Raw genomic sequence first — 19,743 nt, 5'->3', positions numbered from 1 at the left:
CCCGCGCACCCCCAGGAGGACCCCGAAGTGCACGCCACCACCTCCCGCAGAGGCCGCCGCACGATCGCCGCCGTCGCCGGCAGCGCCGTGCTGGCCCTGCTCGCCACCGCCTGCACCGGTTCCAACGACGCGGGCGGCACCGACGCCTCGGCCGGCGGCAAGGACGTCACCATCACCTTCTGGCACGGCTGGAGCCAGGACAACGAGGTGAAGGCGATCAACGACAACATCGCCGCCTTCGAGAAGGCCCACCCCGACATCCACGTCAAGACCGTGGGCAACATCGCGGACGACAAGGTCAACCAGGCCCTGCGGGCCGGTGGCGACGACGCACCGGACGTGGTGTCCTCCTTCACCACCAACAACGTCGGCATGTTCTGCTCGACCAAGGCCTTCATCGACCTCAAGCCCCTGCTGCAGAAGAGCGGCACAGACCCGGCCAAGACCTTCCCGGCCGCGATGCTCGACTACACCCGGTTCCAGGGCGACCAGTGCTCGCTGCCGCTGCTCGGCGACGCCTACGGGCTGTACTACAACAAGAAGGCCTTCGCCGCGGCCGGCATCGCGAACCCGCCCAAGACCTTCAGCGAATTCGCCGACGACGCCAAGAAGTTGACTTTTCCCGACGGCGACTCGTACAAGCAGCTCGGCTTCATGCCGCTGTACCACGGCTACGAGTCCACCGTCGAGCACTTCCTCGGCCAGTACGGCGCCGCCTACTTCGGCGCCGACGGCAAGTCGAACATCGCCGCCGACCCGAAGGTCGCCGCGATGCTCGACTGGCAGAAGGGCATGGTCGACCAGCTCGGCGGCTACGCCAAGCTGGACAAGTTCCGCGCCACCTTCGGCGAGGAGTTCAGCGCGAAGAACCCCTTCCACACCGGCCAGGTCGCGATGGCCATCGACGGCGAGTGGCGCACCGCCTCGCTCGCCGAGAACAAGCCCGACTTCGACTGGGCCACCGCGCCGTTCCCCGTCCCGGACGACCAGGCGGACACCTACGGCCGCGGCTACCAGACCGGCACCATCGTCGGCATCGCCGGCACCAGCAAGAAGCAGGCCGCGGCCTGGGAGCTGGTCAAGTTCCTGACCACCGACACCGACGCGGTGGTCGGCTTCGCCAACGCGATCCACAACGTGCCCAGCACCTTCGACGCGCTCAACTCGCCGAAGCTGATCAGCGACCCCAACTTCAAGACCTTCCTGGACGTCGCCAAGAACCCGCACTCGGGCACCACCCCGGCCAGCGTCAACGGCGGCGGCTACATCCTCTCGCTGCAGAACCTCGGCTTCGACTACGAGTCCGGCAAGCAGGCCGACCTGCGGGCCGGCCTGGCCGCCACGGCCAAGCAGATCGACACCGACATCGCCCAGGCGAAGTAGCGGGAACGGTCCACGGAGCTCCCCATGTCACTCGCGTTCGGCACCCGCAAGGGCGCTGGAGCCACCGACCGGGCGGCGTCCTCCACGCAGCACCTGCTGCGCCGGAAGCGCCGCCGGGAGGCGGCCCGCACCCTGGCCTTCCTCTCGCCCTGGCTGATCGGGTTCAGCGTCTTCTTCATCTACCCGCTGGTCTCGACCGTCTACTTCTCCTTCACCCGGTACAACGGCTTCGGCGCGCCCGGCTTCAACGGGCTGAAGAACTGGGACTACGTCTTCAACGAGCTGCCGACCTTCTGGCAGGGCCTGCGCAACACCCTGTGGCTGGTCGTCGTCATGGTGACCCTGCGGGTCGCCTTCGGCCTCGGCGTCGGGCTGCTGATCACCAAGATCAAGACCGGCGTCGGCTTCTTCCGGACGGTCTTCTACCTGCCCTACCTGGCCCCGCCGGTGGCCGCCACCGTCGCCTTCGCCTTCCTGCTCAACCCGGGCACCGGGCCGCTCAACCACCTGCTCGGCGAGGTCGGCCTGCCGCAGCCCGGCTGGTTCGCCGACCCGGACTGGTCCAAGCCGGCGCTCACCATGCTCGCCATGTGGGGCGTCGGAGACCTGATGGTCATCTTCATGGCCTCGCTGCTGGACGTCCCCGCGGAGCAGTACGAGGCGGCCGAGCTGGACGGCGCCGGCCCGTTCCAGAGGTTCCGGTACGTCACGCTGCCGAACATCTCGCCGATCATCATGTTCGCGGTGGTCACCGGGGTCATCCAGACCATGCAGTACTACACCCAGGCGATCGTCGCCGGGAAGGTCGCCAGCGGCATCGCCGGCAACTCCGGCCAGCAGTTCGAGCCGGGCTTCCCGCAGGGCTCCACCTGGACCCTGCCGCAGATGGTCTACAACCTCGGTTTCCAGCGCTTCGACTACGGCGCGGCCTGCGTCGTCGCCCTGGTGCTGTTCGCCATCTCGATGGCCGTCACCTCGATCCTGCTCCGCCGCCGCTCCGGCTTCATGGCGAGCGACGACTAGCGGACCCCTGAGGACCCCACCATGACTCTCAGCTCCACGCTCACCGAGGCGCCCTCCCCGGCCGGCGCCGCCCGGGCCGACGGCCCCGCCGCCCGGGCGGCCCGGCGCCGCGCCGTGCTCGACTGGGTGGCCGTGCACTCGCTGGCCGTCGCGGCCGCGCTGTTCTTCCTGCTGCCCTTCGTCTTCGTCTTCCTCACCTCGGTGATGGACGACCGGCAGGCGCTCACCACCGACTACTGGCCCACCCACTGGGAGTGGGGCAACTACGGCAAGGTGTGGGACACCCCCGGCTTCCTCACCTGGTGGCGCAACACCCTGGTGTACGCCGGCGCCGGCACCCTGCTGACCGTCGTCTCCAGCCTGCCGGTCGCCTACGCGCTCGCCAAGTTCCGCTTCCGCGGCCGCAATCTGGCACTGATGGCGGTCATCGCGATGATGATGCTGCCGCCGCAGGTCACCGTCATCCCGATGTACCTGTTCTGGGCCAAGCAGATGGGCATGGGCGGCTCGCTCTGGCCGCTGATCATCCCGATGGCCTTCGGCGACGCGTTCTCGATCTTCCTGCTGCGCCAGTTCCTGATGACCATCCCCAAGGAGTACATCGAGGCCGCCCGGATCGACGGCTGCGGCGACCTGCGCACCCTGCTGCGGGTGGTCCTGCCGATGGCCAAGCCGGCCATCGCCGCCGTCGCCCTGTTCCAGTTCTTCTACTGCTGGAACGACTACTTCGGCCCGCAGATCTACGCCAGCGACAACCACGAGGCCTGGACGCTCAGTTACGGCCTGGAGTCGTTCAAGGCCGCCCACCACACCAACTGGAACCTCACCATGGCCGCCACCCTGATGGTGATGGCGCCGGTGATCGTCCTCTTCTTCTTCGCGCAGAAGGCCTTCATCGAAGGCGTGACACTGACAGGGGTCAAGGGCTGATGTCCGCCACACTCACGTCCGGCAGTTCCCCGCTCAAGCTGGCCGTCGTCGGCGGCGGCTCGACGTACACCCCGGAGCTGATCGACGGCTTCGCCCGGCTGCGCGACACCCTGCCGATCGGCGAGCTGGTGCTGATCGACCCGGCCGCCGAGCGGCTGGAGCTGATCGGCGGCCTGGCCCGGCGGATCTTCGCCAAGCAGGGGCACGACGCGGTCGTCACCGTGACGACGGACCTGACGGCGGGGGTCGCGGACGCCGACGCCGTCCTGCTCCAGCTGCGGGTCGGCGGGCAGGCGGCGCGCAACCAGGACGAGACCTGGCCGCTGGAGTGGGGCTGCGTCGGCCAGGAGACCACCGGCGCGGGCGGGCTCGCCAAGGCGCTGCGCACCGTCCCGGTCGTGCTGGACATCGCCGAGCAGGTCCGCCGCACCAACCCGGACGCCTGGATCGTCGACTTCACCAACCCGGTCGGCATCGTCACCCGGGCCCTGCAGAACGCCGGCCACAAGGCCGTCGGGCTGTGCAACGTCGCGATCGGCTTCCAGCGCAAGTTCGCGGCGCACCTGGGGGTGGACCCGGAGCTGGTCCGGCTGGACCACGTCGGGCTCAACCACCTGACCTGGGAGCGCGGGGTCACCCTGCTCGACGCGCCCGGTTCCGCCACCGGGCTGGAGGTGCTGCCCGCACTGCTGCAGGACTTCGGCGAGGAGATCGCGGACGACCTCCACCTGCCGCAGGCCTTCGTGCAGCGGCTCGGCGTGGTGCCCTCGTACTACCTGCGGTACTTCTACCGGCACGACGCGGTGGTCGAGGAGCTCAAGGCGCAGGGCTCGCGGGCCGCGCAGGTCGCCGAGATCGAGCGGCGGCTGCTGGAGCTGTACGCCGACCCCGGTCTGGACACCAAGCCCGAGCTGCTCGGCAAACGCGGCGGGGCGTTCTACTCGGAGGCGGCCGTCCAGCTCATCGGCCCGCTGCTGGGCACCGGCGGCGGGACCTCCGTGCAGGTGGTGAACACCCGCAACGACGGCGTGCTGCCGTTCCTGCCGGACGACGCCGTCATCGAGGTCCCGGCCGAGGTGGACGCCGCCGGCGTGCGGCCGCTGCCGCAGCGGCCCGTCGAGCCGCTGTTCGCCGGGCTGATCGCCGCCGTCACCGCGTACGAGCACCTCGCGCTCGACGCCGCCCTGCGCGGCGGCCGCGACCGGGTCTTCGACGCCCTGCTCGCCCACCCGCTGGTCGGCCGGATCGAACTCGCCGACCGGCTCACGGACCTGCTGCTCGCCCACAACCGCGAGCACCTCGCCTGGGCCTGATCCGGGCCGGTGCCCGGCCCGCCACGGATCGTCACGGATCGTCACGGATCGCGGGCCGGGCACCGCGAGGAGATCGACCATCCCCGGCCGGGGTTGACGGCCGGGCACCCCGGCCGGGGCTCACGGCCGGGCCACGTACGAGCCGCGGGGACCCGATGACCCACCAGTCCGCACCACTCCTGCCCGGTGTACTCGCCATCGACGCGGGCAACTCCAAGACCGACGTCGCCCTGATCGGCGCAGACGGCACCGTCCTGGGCACCGCCCGCGGCGGCGGCTTCGCACCCCAGAAGATCGGCGGCGCCGCAGCCGTCGCCGGCCTCGCCCCGCTGGTCGAGGAGGCCGCCGCGGCGGCCGGCCACCCCTCCTGGCACGGCCCGCTCACCAGCCACGTCAGCGCCTGCCTGGCCAACGCCGACCTCCCGGTCGAGGAGGAGGCACTGCGCACCGCCCTCGAATCGCACCCCTGGGGCGCCGGCAACACCGTCGTCAACGACACCTTCGGCCTGCTGCGGGCCGGCACCGACGGCCCGCGCGGGGTCGCCGTGGTCTGCGGCGCCGGGATCAACTGCGTCGGCCTGCTGCCGGACGGGCGCACCGCCCGCTTCCCCGCCCTCGGCGAGCTCACCGGCGACTGGGGCGGCGGCTTCGGCCTCGCCATCACCAGCATGTGGCACGCCGTCCGCTCGGAGGACGGGCGCGGCGGGCCGACCGCGCTGGCCCGGGCCATCGCCGAACACTTCGGCCTGCCCAGCGCCGGGGCCGTCGCCGAGGCCGTCCACCTCGGGCACCTGCCGAGCACCCGGCTGCACGAGATCGTCCGGCTGCTGTTCGCGGTCGCGGGCGAGGGGGACGCCACCGCCCTGAAGCTGATCGACCGGCAGGCGGACGAGATCGTCCGGCTGGCCGTCGTCGCGTTGAGACGGCTGGACCTGCTGGACGCGCCCACCCCGGTGGTGCTCGGCGGCGGGGTGCTCGCCTCCCGACAGCCGCTGCTGCTCGACAACCTCACGGCCCGTCTGGCCGAGGCCGCGCCGCTCGCCGAGCCGCGGGTGGTCGTCGCGCCGCCCGTCCTGGGCGCGGCGCTGCTCGGGCTCGACCGCCTGGGCGGGGACCCGAAGGCCCAGGCGCGGGTGCGCGAGGCGTACGAGGCACAGCGGCCGGTCGCGGCCTGAGACCTTCCCGGTCGTCGACCGCGCCGCCTCCCCGAGACTTCCCGCCCCCGCCGGATCCGCACGTCCGGCGGGGGCGGGAACCGTTCACCGCGCGCCGGTCGTATACCCGGGTGCAGACCATCGCCGCCGCCCGGGGAGACTTGTGCCATGGCCGCGCCCCGCATCCTCCTCGCCGCCGCCGTGCTGACCGGCACCGCGCTGGTCTGCCTCACCGGCTGCACCCCCGCCGACTCCCGCCCGACGGTGACCGCGGCCTCCTCCGCCGCGGCCCTCGCCGACGACGGGGCCGACGACCTGCTGGACGACGATGACGACCTCGCCGACGACGCGGCCGCCGATTCCCCCGTCGCGGGCACCGTCGCCGCCTCCGCCATCAGCGACCCGTGCCCGGCACCCAGCCGGCCGCCCGGCCACCAGGTGCTGGTCATCGTCTCCGCCGACCCGGGCGACATCACCGCCCAGCCCGCCCGCTACACCTGCAGCCCGCCCCACTACGAGGCCACCGGCACGCCCGTCCACTACGGCTTCGCGGCGTCCGGCGTGACCGCGATGCTGGTCGACCGCCCGCACGAGGACGCGGCGAAGCCCGTTCAGCTGGACGAGCTGGTCACCCACCTCGACGACTGCCTCGCCGACCGCGACCCGGCAGACCCGTACGCCTGCTACGGCAACGCCTACGACGTGGTGCTCGACTCACACGGGCGGATCATGCGGATCTCGGAGATCGAGGGGTCGGGGTCTTAGCCCGGCAAGCAGCTTTCCGAACCAGCTGATCCGGCAGGGCAGAGGCAAGGACCAGCAGTCAGTCCAGTGTCATACAATCAGATAATTACTGTCCGTTAGGTTGCAGTTCCGGGGGGAACCGAATGGGCGTTGTACTGCCGACCTACCTGAACACAGCTCTGAACCTGATCGGCGTCTCCTGGCCGAACGTCGATGAGGACGACTACCGCCACATGGCCAAGGAGCTGCGCGAGTTCTCCCACAGCCTCGAGAACGGCACCGGGGATCTCCACAACGCCATCGTGAAGATGGTGGGGGCCCACGAGGGGCCGGCCGTCGAAGCGATGGAAGCCCACTGGCGCAAGGTCAAGGACAAACACCTCAAGAAGTTGGCGGAGATCGGACGCCTGGCCGCCGACGGCCTGGACGCCATCGCCGTGCTCATCGAGGGCGCCAAGCTCGCGGCCATCGCCCAACTCGGCATCTTGGCAGCCGAGATCACAGCGGCGATAGCGGCGGCACCGATCACCCTGGGCCTCTCCGCGCTGGAAGGCGTCGCTGGGCGGCAGGTCTGCCGTGCCGCAGTCAAGCGCATCCTCAAGGAGGTGGAACGGGCGGTCGTGGACCACATGACCGCCACGGTCCTGGGGCCGCTCGAGGACGCCCTCGGCGCGATGGCGGGTGACCTCGTCGTACAACTCGGGGCCAACGCCCTGGACCTCCAGCACGGAGTCGACCTCAAGCAGACCGCAGCCGCCGGGGCCTCATCGATGCAGCTCAACTCGGCCGGTGGCGGCGGGAACCCCGACGGCCCCGCACCCGGCCAGATCCAGGTCAACCTGAACTCGTACACGGAACTCGACGGCGCATTTTCCCAAGCCTCCGCGCATTTCAACGAGCACACCGCGGGAAAACTCCACAAGGCCCGTCAGCACCAGAACCGGACCCGCGGCAAGGATGCCATCGCCAACGCGGCCAACACCGTCGTGGACAAGACGATCGAGGGCATCAAGAAGGGGAGCCCTCCACCGAAGACAGGGGAACACCGATATGAGCCGGATCGATCGCAGCATGATGGAGTCCGTCTTCGATGCCGACGAAATGATCACGCTCGACGAGGACGCGCTCGCGGTGATTCCGCACGAGCCGACCAAGGCATTCCTTCGTGACATCGGCCTCCCCGGCCAGTTCGACACGTGGCTGCAACTCGACGGGCCGCTCGCCGACGAAGGCGCGGTGACCATCGTGGGCACCGCCGGTGCGGCAGAGTTGGCTGCCAAGTACCCGGGCCTCGGTACGGACACGTCCACTTGGATGTCGATCGGCGCCATCGGCCTCGACAGCTTCGCACTCGACATCGAAGACGGCACGATGTACTGCGTTCCCGAGAGCGGCGCCCAGCCCTGCGTCCTCAACAGCAGCATCGGAGCCTTCGCCTACTTCCTCTACGCGCTGGAGGTGGAACGACCCAACTACGACCTCGAGGCGGCAGAAGGCAACCCCATCATCGGCAATGCCGAGGACCGGCTCCGAGCCCTCATGGAGGAGGTGGACCCGGTGGCCCTGGCCAGTCCGGACTCGACCTGGTACCTCGTCCTCGAAAACGTCCAGCACCTGCTCGATTACCGTTAACGCCGCCAGCAACAACCCACCGAACGATCCAGGGGCTTGACGTGACGCTGCCCAGCGACCGCCTCGTTCAGCGGTTCGGCGAAGCCGGCGTCCGCCGGTTCGACGCCGAGCAGACCGACCCGTTCGCGGCGGAGCGGCAAGCGCTGCAGAACATCAGCCGTCTCGTCCTGCCGCTCCAAGTCCTGCCGTACTTCCACACGGTGGCCGATGAATCGGCGTCCCTCAGCCGGTACGCGAGCTCCATCGAGCGTCAGCTCGACCAGGAGTCCCAGCCCCTCCCCCGCCGGGACGGCTCCGGCGGCGCCCGTACTCCCCCTGTTCCCCACCGGAGCCGGCTGGCGCGCCGCGAGCACCGAGGTGCGGGAGACTGCGATCCGCCTCGCGTACAGGTCCGGGATCGTCTACGAACTCCTGTGCGACCCCCGCTACTTGGCTCACGGACCGGTCCCGGCGATCACCGCCGCGTTGTCGGACGACGCTGCGCCCGCAGAGCTGTCCGGGGTGTGGAACGCAGTCGGGCCGGCGCTCTCCTCCGATGACCTGTACGGTCCGGAACGGGCTTCGGTCGTCCACCTCGCCGCGCTGGGACGCGATGCCGAACTGGCGGAAGCAGCACGTCCTCTCGCCGGGGGAAGCCGGTGGAACGCCCTGTGGCACCGGCCCGGGGCAGCCGTCTCGGCGGTGACGCTGCTCCCCGGGTCCTCGAACGGCGCGGGCACGATCATCACGGCGGATGCGCTCGGGCGGTGTACCGAACGAGTTCTGTCGGACGGATCGGCAACCCGTCGCCTGCCGGCTCAGGAACCCTTCGTTCCGACCGGTCTGACCGCGATCTCCCCGGACTGCCTGCTCACCCTGGAAGACTCGGGGACGCTCCGATCGACCCGCCTCGTCGACGGTGCGCCGGTACCGACCGCCTCGGACCGCTTGATGATTCACCACAACCGCCATGCCATCGACGGCTCCGTAGCGGCGGCGTCGGCGATAGCCGCGCACCGGGGCCAGGTCGCCGTCGGTGATGTGCAGGGCCTGGTGAGCCTCTGGTCCCTCACCGATCACTCGGCCGCCCCGCAGGCCGTCCGCCTTCACGAGGTCGGTGTGACGGCCGTCGCCTGTCTCACCGTCCAGGCCGATGTCACCACCATCCTGGTGGTGTCCGGAGGACTCGACGGCACGGTCCGCCTCTGGGACTCCACGAGTGGCGAGGCCATGCCGGGCGCCGTCGAACGTCGCCAGGCGATCCCTCTGGCGCTGACGCTGTCGGACACCGACGCGGTGGGACCGGTCCTGGCGACAGCCTGGTCCGATCTCCGGCTTCACATCTGGCACCTACGACGCGCGCAGATGATCGCTGTTCCGCTGCTGTTCAGTCCCATGGCCCTGGCGATCTCCTCGGACGGCGTCGTCATCGTGGCAGGCCCGGACGGCGTTGCGGCCGTTCAGATCGATCTCGTGGGCTCGTTCGAGACTCTCGACGCTTAGGGACGGTCAGCTCCGAGGGCGGTCGGCGTAGGACAAAGTAAGGCACCGTGTTCCCGCTGAGGAAGGGGGCGGTTGCGTGCGGTTCGCGCAGGTTTTCGGGCTGCCTTCATACGGTGTAGAAGGCCCCTTCAACTGTTGAGATACGGCTGCGCTACGCGTGTCAACGGCCCGTCAGCTGGGGCCTTTTGACTTTCGATACGTTCGCCGGGTGTTTCCTTGGGGCTCGTCTTACTGTCGCCGTCGTTGACCCGGTTTCGGCGGCGGTGCTTTGCTTCCGGCCGTCGGCAGTGAACCGGTCCCCCGTCCCCACTTCACTGACTGTTCATGACGAACCGCCAGTGGCTCCGGGCCACCGTCGTTGCTCCACCCCATTTGTCCCCCACAGTGCCGCCGCGCCCTACCGGTGTGCGGTCGGCATGAGAGAGGAACCCTCACGATGGGCATGTCCCCCACCTCCCGCCGGGCGCGAGTCCGGGCCCTGACCGGGCTCAGCGCGCTGGCGCTGGCCGCCACCGGCTTCGCCGCCGCCCCGGCCGCCCAGGCGGACCAGCCGAGCAGCGAGTTCGCCGGGAACAGCCACCCGTACCGGCACGGCGTCGTCCCCACCAAGGAGGCGGCCAAGACCGCTTCGGCGCAGCGCACGACGAACCTGAAGTACGGCGGCGGGGTCGACGGCATCGGTGTCACCACCGGCGCGCCGAAGGTGTACCTGGTCATCTGGGGCTCCCAGTGGGGCACCCAGGGCACCGACGCCAACGGCTACACGACGATGTCCGGCGACCCGTCGGGCGAGGCCGTCCGCGCGCAGCAGCTGTACAAGGGCCTGGGCACCAACAACGAGCTCTGGTCCGGCGTTCTGACCCAGTACTGCGAGGGCGTCGCCAAGGGCTCCACCACCTGCGGGTCCACCAACCCGCACGTCGGGTACCCGACCGGCGGCGCGCTGGCCGGCGTCTGGGTGGACGAGTCGGCCGCCGCCCCGAACCAGGCCACCGGCAACCAGATCGCGGCCGAGGCCGTGAAGGCCGCCGGACACTTCGGCAACACCACCGCGGCCTCCAACCGCAACGCGCAGTACGTGGTGCTCTCGCCGACCGGGACCCACCCGGACGGCTTCAACACCTCCACCGGCAACTTCTGCGCCTGGCACGACTGGAACGGCGACACCACGCTGACCGGCGGTGCGGCCACCTCCCCGTACGGTGACGTGGCGTTCAGCAACGACCCGTATGTGACCGACATGGGCACCTCCTGCGGCCAGAACTACGTCAACAGCGGCAGCGCCGGCACCCTGGACGGCGTGACCATCGTGTACGGCCACGAGTACGCCGAGACCGTCACCGACCAGAACCCGGCGGGGGGTTGGACCGACTCCTCCGGCGCCGAGAACGGCGACAAGTGCGCCTGGAAGGGCACCGGCGGCACCGGCGGCGCGCAGAACGTGAACTTCTCGACCGGTTCCTTCGCCATGCAGGCGACCTGGTCGAACGCGGTCAGCGGCTGCCAGATCTCGCACGCGATCGTCCCCTGAGGCATCGCCTATGACGATCTGACACAGGGGTAGAGCGCCGAGGTGGGTTGTGCGGGCCCACCCCGGCGCTCGTCGCGTTCCCGGAGCGCGGCCCCGGGGCGTGTCCTAGGAGGGCGCGACGAGGCCGAACTCGTAGGCGTGGATGACCAGATGGACCCGATCCCGGGCGTCCAGCTTGGTGAACAGCCGGGCGACGTGCGCCTTGGCGGTGGCCACGCTGATGGTGAGCTCCTCGGCGATCTCCGTGTTGGACAGGCCGCGGCCGACCAGGGTCAGCACCTCGCGCTCGCGCTCGGTGATGCCCTCGGCGGACTTCCGGGGCCGGGCGGCGGCCTCCGGGCGGGCGGCGAACTCGCCGATCAGGCGCCGGGTGATGCCGGGCGCGAGCAGGGCGTCCCCGGCGGCGACCACCCGTACGCCGTCCAGGATGGTCTCCAGTGCCAAGTCCTTGACCAGGAAGCCGCTCGCGCCGGCGCGCAGCGCGCCGTACACGTAGTCGTCGTCGTCGAAGGTGGTGAGGACGAGCACGTGGGTGGGCAGCTCCGGGTCGGCGAGGATCCGGCGGGTGGCCTCGATGCCGTCCATGCCGGGCATCCGGATGTCCATCACGGCGACGTCCGGGCGCAGCCGGGCGACCAGTTCGACGGCCTCGGCGCCGTTGCCCGCCTCGCCGACCACCTCCAGGTCGGGGGCGTCGGCGATGAGCACCCGCAGGCCGGTGCGGATGAGCGGCTGGTCGTCGACCAGGACGACACGGATCACGGTCCCACCTCCAGGGCGGCTGTTTCGGGGATCGGCAGTCGGGCGGCGACGCGGAAGCCGCCCTCGGCACGCGGGCCGGCGTTGAACTCGCCGTGCAGCAGGGCGACCCGCTCGCGCATGCCGACCAGGCCGTAGCCGGTGCCGGGGGTGCCGGTCGCGGCACCGGCACCCAAGTCCAGTACGGTGACGCCGAGTTCCCGGTCCTCGTACGCGACGGTGACGTGGCAGTCGCGGGTGCCGGAGTGCTTCACCACGTTGGTGACGGCCTCCTGGACGATCCGGTAGGCGGCGAGGTCCACCTCGGGCGGCAGGGTACGGGCGTCGCCGCGCCGGGTGAGCGCGACCCGCACCCCGGCGCCCGCGGTCTTCTCCACCAGCCGGTCCAACTCACCCAGCCCGGGCGCTACTTCGAGCGGCGCCGACTCCCCCTCGCCCTGCCGCAGCGCGCCCAGCATCCGGCGCAGCCCGGCCAGGGTCTCCCGACTGGTGGCCTCGATGGCGTTCAGCGCGTTGCGGGTCTCGGCCGGCTGGGTGTCCATGACCCGGCTGCCCATGCCCGCCTGGATCGCGATGATGCCGATGTTGTGGGCGACCATGTCGTGCAACTCGCGGGCGATGCGCAGCCGTTCGGCGGTGACGGCCTGCTCGGCGGCGCGGCCGCGCAGGGAGTCGGCGTGCGCGCGGCTCTGGCGGACGGTGTTGCCGATCAGCCAGGCGATCAGGACGGTGGCGGCGAGGCCGAGGTAGGCGTACGGGTTCACGGCGTAGCCGTTGACGGTGCCCCAGGCGAACAGAGTGGCGAGCACGGTCAGCGGCATCGACACCGCGATCGCCGAGACCAGGCGGGAGCGGGTGACCACGCAGTAGCCGACCACCACCTCGGCGATCAGGAACTGCACCGGCGCCGCCGTGACGGTCCACATCCCGAGCGCGTAGACGCCGCCCACCAGCGCCGCCGCGATCGCCGCCAGCGGCAGCCAGACCAGCAGGAAGGCGACCAGGGTGGTGACCACGGCGGTGACCACCAGCGGCATGTCCTCGGTGTTGCCGTTGTAGTCGAAGAGGTGGCTCAACTCGTTGTCCCGGGTGAAGAACCGGAACACCACGATGGTCGTCCAGAACGCCGCCACCCACACGCCCGCGGGCAGGCGCCTGAGCAGGGGCGGGCGGGGTTCGGTGATCATGACGCGATGGTAGCGGCGGGCGGTGCGGCGGCGCATTGGCCCGCGGGAGTAATCCCGGGGGCGGGGGCGGCCGCTCCCGGTTGTGTCCCGCCGCCCGATGCCCGACCACGGCCCCGACCGACACCGTTGTCCCCGTGATCGAGATCGAGCGACTGACCAAGCGGTACGGCGCCACCACGGCCGTCGACCAGTTGACCTTCACCGTCCGGCCGGGCGCCGTCACCGGCTTCCTCGGCCCCAACGGCGCCGGCAAGTCGACCACCCTGCGGATGATCCTGGGCCTCAACACCCCCACCGAGGGCACCGTCACCGTGGACGGCGTGCCCTTCGCCGACCGGCCGCGCGGCCTGCGGCACGTCGGCGCCCTGCTGGACGCCGGGGACGTGCACGGCGGGCGCAGCGCCAGGGCGCACCTGTCGGCGCTGGCCCGCAGCAACCGGATCCCGCTCGGGCGGGTGGACGAGGTACTGGCGGAGGTCGGCCTCGGCAAGGCCGCCGGGCGGCGGATCGGCGGCTACTCGCTGGGCATGAAGCAGCGGCTCGGCATCGCCGGCGCCCTGCTCGGCGACCCGCCGGTCCTGCTCTTCGACGAGCCGCTGAACGGGCTGGACCCGGAGGGCGTGCTCTGGGTGCGCGGGCTGTTCCGGCGGCTCGCGGACGAGGGGCGGACGGTGTTCGTCTCCAGCCACATGATGGCCGAGATGGAGCACACCGCCGACCACCTCGTGGTGATCGGACGCGGACGCCTGATCGCGGACGAGAGCCTGGCCGAGTTCTCGGCCCGCAACGCGGAGTCGAGCGTGGCCGTACGGGCGCCGGAACTCTCGCAGCTGGCCGCCGCCTTGCGCGCCGAGGGCGCCGAAGTCAGCGTGGTGGAACCTCAGTTCGGGATCGTCATCGGAATGCCCGCCGAGCGGATCGGTGAACTCGCGCTGCGCCGCGGCGTGGTGCTGCACGAGCTCGCCACCCGGACGTCGTCCCTGGAGTCGGCGTTCATGTCCCTGACCGCCGACAGCGTCGAGTACCTGGCAGGAGAGACCCGATGAGCACCATGACCCTGATCCGCGCGGAGGCCGCCCGCGCCACCGAACCGGCACCCCGGTTCACCGACCTGCTCGCCGCCGAGTGGATCAAACTGCGCTCGCTGCGGTCGACGTACTGGGTGCTGGCGCTCGCCGCGCTGGTGGCGATCGTGATCAACATCAACGCCGTCCACAGCGACCTGACGTACATCGACCACCCGCCGCCGCGGATGCCCGGCATGAAGCCGTACAAGTACGACCCGCTGTTCCACGGCCTCAGCAGCATCGCCAGTGACCTGATGGCGGTCGCGGCCGGCAGTCTCGGCGCGATCACCGTGTTCGGCGAGTACACCACCGGCCTGATCCGCACCACCTTCGCCGCGGTGCCGGACCGGCGGGGCGTGATCGCGGCCAAGGTGCTGCTGATCGGCGGGATCACCGGGCTCGCCGGGGTCGTGGTGTCGACGGCGTCCTTCTTCGGTATCAACGCGATGCTGGCCTCCCGGCACGTCGGGCTCTCCATCACCGACGAGGGCTGCCTGCGGGCCGTCCTCGCCTACGCGGCGATCGTGCCGACCTGCGCGCTGATCGGAATGGCGCTGGGCGCGCTGCTGCGGCACGCCACCGCCTCGATCGTGTCGCTGGTGATGCTGATGTTCATCATGCCGCTGATGTTCGGCGGGGACCGCTACCGCTGGCTTAAGGAGATCGGCACCCACCTGCCGCTGGCGGCCGTCAATCGGCTCACCATCAACCCCAACTCCTCGGCCACGATGGGCAAGTACGCGCCGAGCGTGCTGGACTCCTGGATCACGATGGGGGTGTGGGCGCTGGTCGCGGTGGCCGTGACGGCGGTCGTGGTGCGGCGCCGGGACGTTTGAGGCCCTACCCGAGGTCGAGGCGCCGCGCGGTCCCGGCGGGCAGCCGGTACGGGCGTTCGGGCGGCAGCAGCCGTTGCGCCTTCGCCGACTGCCCGCCGCGGACCAGCGCGGCGATCCGCTGCACCTGCGGGGTGAGGTCGGTGAGGTCGGTGACCCACTCCTCGGCGAAGGTGCGGATCAGCGACCGGCCGATGCCCACTTGAATGCTGTAGTGGTTCAGCGCCGCCCCGCGCAGCGACCGCTCCGGGTCCCACTGCACATGGACCTCCGCGCGGGCCAGCTCGTCCGGGTGGGCGGTGGTCAGCACCGGCGGGTAGGCCTGGTAGGGCACGATCGTGCGGTCGTCGTGGTCGGCGCGGATCTCGCGCAATGCGGTCATCGGGACACCTCCTGACCGGGCGCGGTGCCAGGACGGACGGGGGCGGCGCAACGGGATTGTCGAGGGCTCACGGGATGAGCTGGGCGCCGATCATGCCGTGCCCGGCCTCGACGGTGGCGCGCCAGACCGGGACGACGGCGTCGAAGAGGCCGGAGACGTCGTCCGTCCCCCGAAGGACCTCCAGTGCCCGCTCCTCCGCCGCCGCCCGGGCGGCGTTGTCCAGGTCGAACACCGCCTCGACGGCGGGCAGGGCGGCCTCCGCCTCCTCCGGGGTGAGGACCATGTCCCCGAACCAGCCGGGAAGCCCCGCCAGCCGCTCGGGGCCGAGGGCGTGGGCCAGGCCGAGCACCGGGTAGCGGTTGCGGGCGGAGACGCAGACGTACGGGCCGATCTCCTTCCCGCAGTCGTTCCAGGCGTCGTACAGCCCGTCGGGGTCCTGCCCGAGCGGGCCGGACGCCAGCCACTCCAGCTCCTCCGGCCGCAGCCCGTCCCGCCGCCAGCGGCGCAGCAGCTCGCGGTTGTCCGGGTCCGCGGCGCGCTCGGCGAGGAGCGCCCGCAGCCGGGGACCGTGCCGCTCGACGGCGGCGGCGGGCGCGGGGATCAGGAACCACATGCCGTAGTAGCTCATGGCCCGTCAGGCTAGGCGGGGGCGCCGACAACCCCGCTCAGGTCGGGACCACCTGGGCCCCGATCAGCCCGTGCCCGGCCTCGACGGCGGCGCGCCAGACCGGGAGGACGCCGTCCAGCAGGTCGGGTTCCCTGCTTCCGTCCAGCGCGATCCACAGGCGCTCCCCGGCCTCGGCGCGGGTCGCCTCGTCCATCGTGAACACGGCCTCGACGGCAGGCAAGCTCGCCCGCACCGCTGCCGGGTCCAGCTGGAACGCTTCGAGGCCGGGCGGCAGTCGGGCGAACCGCTCCGGGCCGAGCGCGTCCGCGAGCCCGTGGATCGGATAGCGGCTGAGGGCGGAGACGCTCACCCACGGGCCCGCGTGCTGGCAGATCTCCCACAGCTCGTAGAGGGTCTCGATCCGGTCGTCGAGCGGGCAGAAGTCCGGCGGGTCCGACTGCGGCGGCGGGAACAGCTGCGGCAGGAACCGTTCGGCCTCGGCGGCGGGCAGCGGCATCAGGATCCACATGGCGACAAAACCCATGGCCGTCACGGTAGGCGCCGCCACCGACAACGAGCCCGGCCCTCAGACGGCCGGGACGGCCGCCTTGGCGCGGAAGGCGCCGAGGGTGGCGGCGTCGACGCCGCAGGCGGGGAGGAAGGCGGCGGCGCCGCCGTGGTGGGTGTGGACGCGGGCGAGGAAGACCGACATGGCCTCGGCCGGGGCCTCCAACAGCGGGGCCGGGATGGAGAGGTGGCGGCCCTCGGAGTCGGTGACGCGGGTGGCGCCCTGCTCGTTGAGGGCGGTGCGGTGGCGTTCGGCGAGGTTGGCGAAGATCTGCGGGAGGGCGTCGGCGGTGCGGGCGTAGTCGGCGACGATGAGGTCGGCGGGGACGCCGAGGAGGTCGAGCAGCAGGGCGGTCAGCAGGCCGGTGCGGTCCTTGCCGGCGGCGCAGTGGAGCAGGACGGCGCCGGGGCGGGCGGCGGCCTCGACGGCGGCGGTGACGGCCTCGGGGGCGGACTCGGCGAGCAGCAGATAGAACTCGCCGAGGTCGGCGGCGGTGGTCATGGTCGCCATGCGGGCGGTGAGGGCGTCGGTGGCGGGGTTCACCGGGGCGGCGACGACGGCTATCCCGGCCTCCTCGGCGGCGGCCCAGTCGGCGGGGTGGGTCTCGCGGGGGTCGCGCAGGTCGACGATGGTGCGGATGTCGCAGGCGCGCAGCTGGGCGACGACGGACTCGTCGGCGGCCGGGTAGGGCTGGGCGGAGCGGTAGAGCACACCGGGGCGGATCCGCAGGCCCTCGGGGTCGCTGAGGACGGCGGAGTCGCGGAAGTTGACCAGGGACATGGCGAGGGGCCTTTCGGGTGGAACCGCACGGTGAGCAGAGGAGACATCTAGACGTCTAGATGTCTAACCTGTCACCGGGGTGCCGGGCAAGCCGCGACCCGCGGGGCACCTCTCCATCCCACCTCCGCCGACTGGCCGCGGCGAGCCGGGGCGGGACCGTCGGCTTCGTAGGATCGGGTTCGTGGCGACGAACCCCCCGAGCACTCCCCCGAGCACTCCCCCGGGCACTCCCCCGAACATCCCGCTGTACCGCCGGCTGGCCCGGCAGCTCCAGGAGCGGATCGACGCCGGCGGCTACCCGGCGGGCGCCCGGCTGCCGAGCGAGCCGGAGCTGAGCGCCGAGTTCGGCGTCAACCGGCTGACCGTACGGCAGGCGGTGGCGGAGCTGGAGCGGGCGGCCGTGGTGGAGATCCGCCGGGGCGTGGGCACCTTCGTCCGCCCGCCCGCGGTGCGGGTGTCGATCGCGGTGGACCCGCGCAGCCAGCGCTTCGACCTCGGCAGCGTGCACGAGGCCCTGCCGGACGGCGGCCAGGGCGCCGGCGACCGGGGCGACGGCGACCGGGGCGACGGCGAGTTCGTGGTGGCCGCACCCGCCGTGACCGGCTCGGCGGAGGACGAGGAGGCGGCCCGCCAGCTGGGCCGTACGCCCCGGGAGCTGTCCCGGGTGGACTCGGTGATCCGTCTCGGCGGGCGGGCCCGGGCGGCGTGCAGCTACTGGGTGCCGTTCGGGCCGCTGCCCGCCGAACTGGTCCGGCCGGGTCACGCCGGGAACCTGGTGCTGGACCTGGCGCGGGCGGCCGGGGTGGAACTGGAGTACGACTGGCGGGCCTTCGGCGCGATCGGCGCGGACCTGGCGGACGCCGAGCTGCTGGGCGTCCCGGCGGGTACCCCGCTGCTGGTGCGCGAGGGGGTGAGCTGCACCCCGGACGGCACCCCCGCGCTGTACGTCCGGCGCCGGATCGACGGCAGCAGCGCGCGCTTCGTGCTGCACTTCCGTGAGCGCTGACACCGACGACGGCGCCAGCCCCCCGCCCGTAAGGGTCCTGATAAAGTTCACCGCCGAAAAATCAGGCCGCACGGGGGTTGGCAGGACACGGTGACCGAGGCGAACGAGTGCGACATACCCACCGAACTGGCCGAGGCCTACCTCGACCTGCTCGCCGACGTCTCCCGCACCGGGCGCCTGCTGCGCCGGGACGAGCTGGAGGGCCTGCGCCGGCTCGGTGAACACTGCGCCGAGGCCGGTTACGGGCTGCGCGAGGTGGTCTCGCAGTGCCTGGCGACGGCCCGGCGGGCCTGGCAGACGCTGCCCGGCACGACCGCCGCGAGCAGTGTCGGCGAGCTGCGCCGGATGGGCGACGCCGTACTGGCCGCCACCGACGCCGCGCTGGCCGCGCTCGGCGAGGGGCACGAGCGGGCGCAGCGCCTGGCGGTCCGTCAGGAGGAGGCGGCCAGGCGGGAGTTCATCGACGACCTGCTGTTCGGTCGCAGCGACCTGGGCCTGCTGGCGGAGCGCGCGGAGCGGTTCGGGCTGCGGCTGGCGGGCGCGTACACGGTGGCGGTGGCGGTGGGCGACGAGCAGTTCGCGGACGTGCATCCGCTGGTGCACCGGGTGGAGCGGGAGCTGGCCGGCCGGTTCGGCGAACGGGACGTGCTCCTGGCCAGCAAGGACGGCCGGCTGGTCTGCATCGCCCCGGACTCCGAGCGGGCCGTGCTGGGGGCCTTCGCGGACCTGACGCTGCGCCCCGGCCCCGGCTACCGCCCGGTGCTGCGGGTGGCGACCGGCCGCCGGCACTCGGGCGCGAGCGGGGTGCTGCGCAGCTACGAGGAGGCGTTGGACGCGCTGGACTACGCCCAGCGACTGGCGCTGCCGGCCGAGGAGCTGAAGGCCGAGGAGCTGCTGGTCTTCCCGGTGCTGATGCGCGACCGGGCGGCGATGGCCGACCTGGTGCGCAGCGTGCTCGGCCCGCTGAGCGAGGCGCGCGGCGGCGCCCGACCGCTGCTGGACACCATCGCGGTGCAGGCGGAGGCGGCGTACGTGAACGCGGAGGCGGCGCGCCGGCTGGGGCTGAGCGTGCGCACCCTGAGCTATCGACTGGAGCGGATCAAGGCGCTCACGGGGTACGACCCCTCGGACGCGCTGCAGCGCTTCACCCTGGAGACGGCGGCGATGGGTGCGCGGCTGCTGAACTGGCCGGAGCAGCCGCTCTAGGAACCCCCGCTGACCTGCTCGGGGCCGTCCTGTTGCCCGGTTGTCGCAATGTCACGGGGAGCGTGCGTACCAGGGTGTCAAAAGGCCGTAAAGATTGCCGGATCCTGGCAATGTGCGGACGCCGCTCCCGCTGCCATGATCTCCCCGGCGCCGAAG

Annotated in this window: 20 protein-coding genes; 14 read left to right on the top strand and 6 right to left on the bottom strand. The window is 71.7% G+C overall.

Annotated elements, in window-relative coordinates:
- Positions 1–27 precede the first annotated feature (27 nt).
- The 10 genes from ABZW30_RS16435 (at position 28) to ABZW30_RS16390 (ending at position 11,192) form a co-directional block, all read left to right on the top strand.
- Positions 28–1,383, top strand: coding sequence for an ABC transporter substrate-binding protein (locus ABZW30_RS16435; RefSeq protein ID WP_355671781.1), 1,356 nt, complete (start codon positions 28–30; stop codon positions 1,381–1,383).
- Positions 1,384–1,407: 24 nt separating this feature from the next.
- The gene (locus ABZW30_RS16430; RefSeq protein WP_355671780.1) at positions 1,408–2,406 is read left to right on the top strand and encodes a sugar ABC transporter permease; all 999 of its coding nucleotides are present in this window, start codon (positions 1,408–1,410) and stop codon (positions 2,404–2,406) included.
- A 21-nt stretch (positions 2,407–2,427) separates the two neighbouring features.
- A complete protein-coding gene (locus tag ABZW30_RS16425; RefSeq protein WP_355671779.1) occupies positions 2,428–3,336 on the top strand; it encodes a carbohydrate ABC transporter permease in 909 nt (302 codons plus the stop codon).
- Positions 3,336–4,649 (top strand): 6-phospho-beta-glucosidase, encoded by a 1,314-nt coding sequence (locus ABZW30_RS16420; RefSeq protein ID WP_355671778.1) that lies wholly within the window; start codon positions 3,336–3,338, stop codon positions 4,647–4,649. Before ABZW30_RS16425 ends, ABZW30_RS16420 begins: the two co-directional genes overlap by 1 nt.
- 155 nt (positions 4,650–4,804) lie before the next feature.
- Positions 4,805–5,824 carry a BadF/BadG/BcrA/BcrD ATPase family protein gene (locus tag ABZW30_RS16415; protein WP_355671777.1) on the top strand — a complete coding sequence of 340 codons (1,020 nt, stop codon included), beginning with the start codon at positions 4,805–4,807 and terminating at the stop codon, positions 5,822–5,824.
- Between the two features lie 147 nt (positions 5,825–5,971).
- A complete protein-coding gene (locus ABZW30_RS16410; RefSeq protein ID WP_355671776.1) occupies positions 5,972–6,568 on the top strand; it encodes a hypothetical protein in 597 nt (198 codons plus the stop codon).
- A 122-nt stretch (positions 6,569–6,690) separates the two neighbouring features.
- Complete coding sequence (locus ABZW30_RS16405) at positions 6,691–7,716, top strand: hypothetical protein (protein ID WP_355671775.1); 1,026 nt, start codon at positions 6,691–6,693, stop codon at positions 7,714–7,716.
- On the top strand, positions 7,649–8,179 hold the full coding sequence (locus ABZW30_RS16400) for an SUKH-4 family immunity protein (RefSeq protein ID WP_355671774.1): 531 nt from the start codon (positions 7,649–7,651) through the stop codon (positions 8,177–8,179). Before ABZW30_RS16405 ends, ABZW30_RS16400 begins: the two co-directional genes overlap by 68 nt.
- Before the next feature lie 357 nt (positions 8,180–8,536).
- Positions 8,537–9,661, top strand: a complete 1,125-nt coding sequence (locus ABZW30_RS16395) for a hypothetical protein (protein ID WP_355671773.1) — start codon at positions 8,537–8,539, stop codon at positions 9,659–9,661.
- A gap of 436 nt (positions 9,662–10,097) precedes the next feature.
- Positions 10,098–11,192 carry a hypothetical protein gene (locus ABZW30_RS16390; protein ID WP_355671772.1) on the top strand — a complete coding sequence of 365 codons (1,095 nt, stop codon included), beginning with the start codon at positions 10,098–10,100 and terminating at the stop codon, positions 11,190–11,192.
- A gap of 105 nt (positions 11,193–11,297) precedes the next feature.
- On the opposite strand, the gene ABZW30_RS16385 is transcribed toward ABZW30_RS16390, so the two are convergent.
- Both ABZW30_RS16385 and ABZW30_RS16380 read right to left on the bottom strand, forming a co-directional pair.
- Positions 11,298–11,954 (bottom strand): response regulator transcription factor, encoded by a 657-nt coding sequence (locus tag ABZW30_RS16385; protein WP_355671771.1) that lies wholly within the window; start codon positions 11,952–11,954, stop codon positions 11,298–11,300.
- Positions 11,951–13,138: a histidine kinase gene (locus ABZW30_RS16380; protein WP_355671770.1), complete on the bottom strand. Its 1,188-nt coding sequence runs from the start codon at positions 13,136–13,138 to the stop codon at positions 11,951–11,953. Before ABZW30_RS16380 ends, ABZW30_RS16385 begins: the two co-directional genes overlap by 4 nt.
- Before the next feature lie 134 nt (positions 13,139–13,272).
- Between ABZW30_RS16380 and ABZW30_RS16375 the strand changes: the two genes are divergently transcribed.
- Together ABZW30_RS16375 and ABZW30_RS16370 are read left to right on the top strand one after the other, a co-directional pair.
- Positions 13,273–14,184 (top strand): ATP-binding cassette domain-containing protein, encoded by a 912-nt coding sequence (locus ABZW30_RS16375; protein WP_355671769.1) that lies wholly within the window; start codon positions 13,273–13,275, stop codon positions 14,182–14,184.
- Positions 14,181–15,041 (top strand): ABC transporter permease, encoded by an 861-nt coding sequence (locus ABZW30_RS16370; RefSeq protein ID WP_355671768.1) that lies wholly within the window; start codon positions 14,181–14,183, stop codon positions 15,039–15,041. Before ABZW30_RS16375 ends, ABZW30_RS16370 begins: the two co-directional genes overlap by 4 nt.
- Positions 15,042–15,045: 4 nt before the next feature.
- Here ABZW30_RS16370 and ABZW30_RS16365 read toward each other — a convergent pair whose 3' ends face one another.
- The 4 genes from ABZW30_RS16365 to ABZW30_RS16350 form a co-directional block, all read right to left on the bottom strand.
- The gene (locus tag ABZW30_RS16365; RefSeq protein WP_355671767.1) at positions 15,046–15,420 is read right to left on the bottom strand and encodes a DUF4291 family protein; all 375 of its coding nucleotides are present in this window, start codon (positions 15,418–15,420) and stop codon (positions 15,046–15,048) included.
- A 67-nt stretch (positions 15,421–15,487) separates the two neighbouring features.
- Positions 15,488–16,048: a hypothetical protein gene (locus tag ABZW30_RS16360; RefSeq protein ID WP_355671766.1), complete on the bottom strand. Its 561-nt coding sequence runs from the start codon at positions 16,046–16,048 to the stop codon at positions 15,488–15,490.
- Positions 16,049–16,085: 37 nt separating this feature from the next.
- A complete protein-coding gene (locus ABZW30_RS16355; protein ID WP_355671765.1) occupies positions 16,086–16,571 on the bottom strand; it encodes a hypothetical protein in 486 nt (161 codons plus the stop codon).
- A gap of 42 nt (positions 16,572–16,613) precedes the next feature.
- The gene (locus ABZW30_RS16350; protein WP_355671764.1) at positions 16,614–17,375 is read right to left on the bottom strand and encodes a tyrosine-protein phosphatase; all 762 of its coding nucleotides are present in this window, start codon (positions 17,373–17,375) and stop codon (positions 16,614–16,616) included.
- Between the two features lie 181 nt (positions 17,376–17,556).
- Between ABZW30_RS16350 and ABZW30_RS16345 the strand changes: the two genes are divergently transcribed.
- Entirely contained in the window at positions 17,557–18,381 is an 825-nt protein-coding gene (locus ABZW30_RS16345; protein ID WP_355671763.1) for a GntR family transcriptional regulator, read from the top strand.
- A gap of 90 nt (positions 18,382–18,471) precedes the next feature.
- The gene (locus tag ABZW30_RS16340; RefSeq protein WP_355671762.1) at positions 18,472–19,587 is read left to right on the top strand and encodes a helix-turn-helix domain-containing protein; all 1,116 of its coding nucleotides are present in this window, start codon (positions 18,472–18,474) and stop codon (positions 19,585–19,587) included.
- Positions 19,588–19,743: the final 156 nt, after the last annotated feature.

Source organism: Kitasatospora sp. NPDC004669, assembly GCF_040609455.1.
GTDB lineage: Bacteria > Actinomycetota > Actinomycetes > Streptomycetales > Streptomycetaceae > Kitasatospora.
Note: the sequence above shows the minus strand (reverse complement) of the source record. Positions and strands in the feature narration are given on the sequence as shown.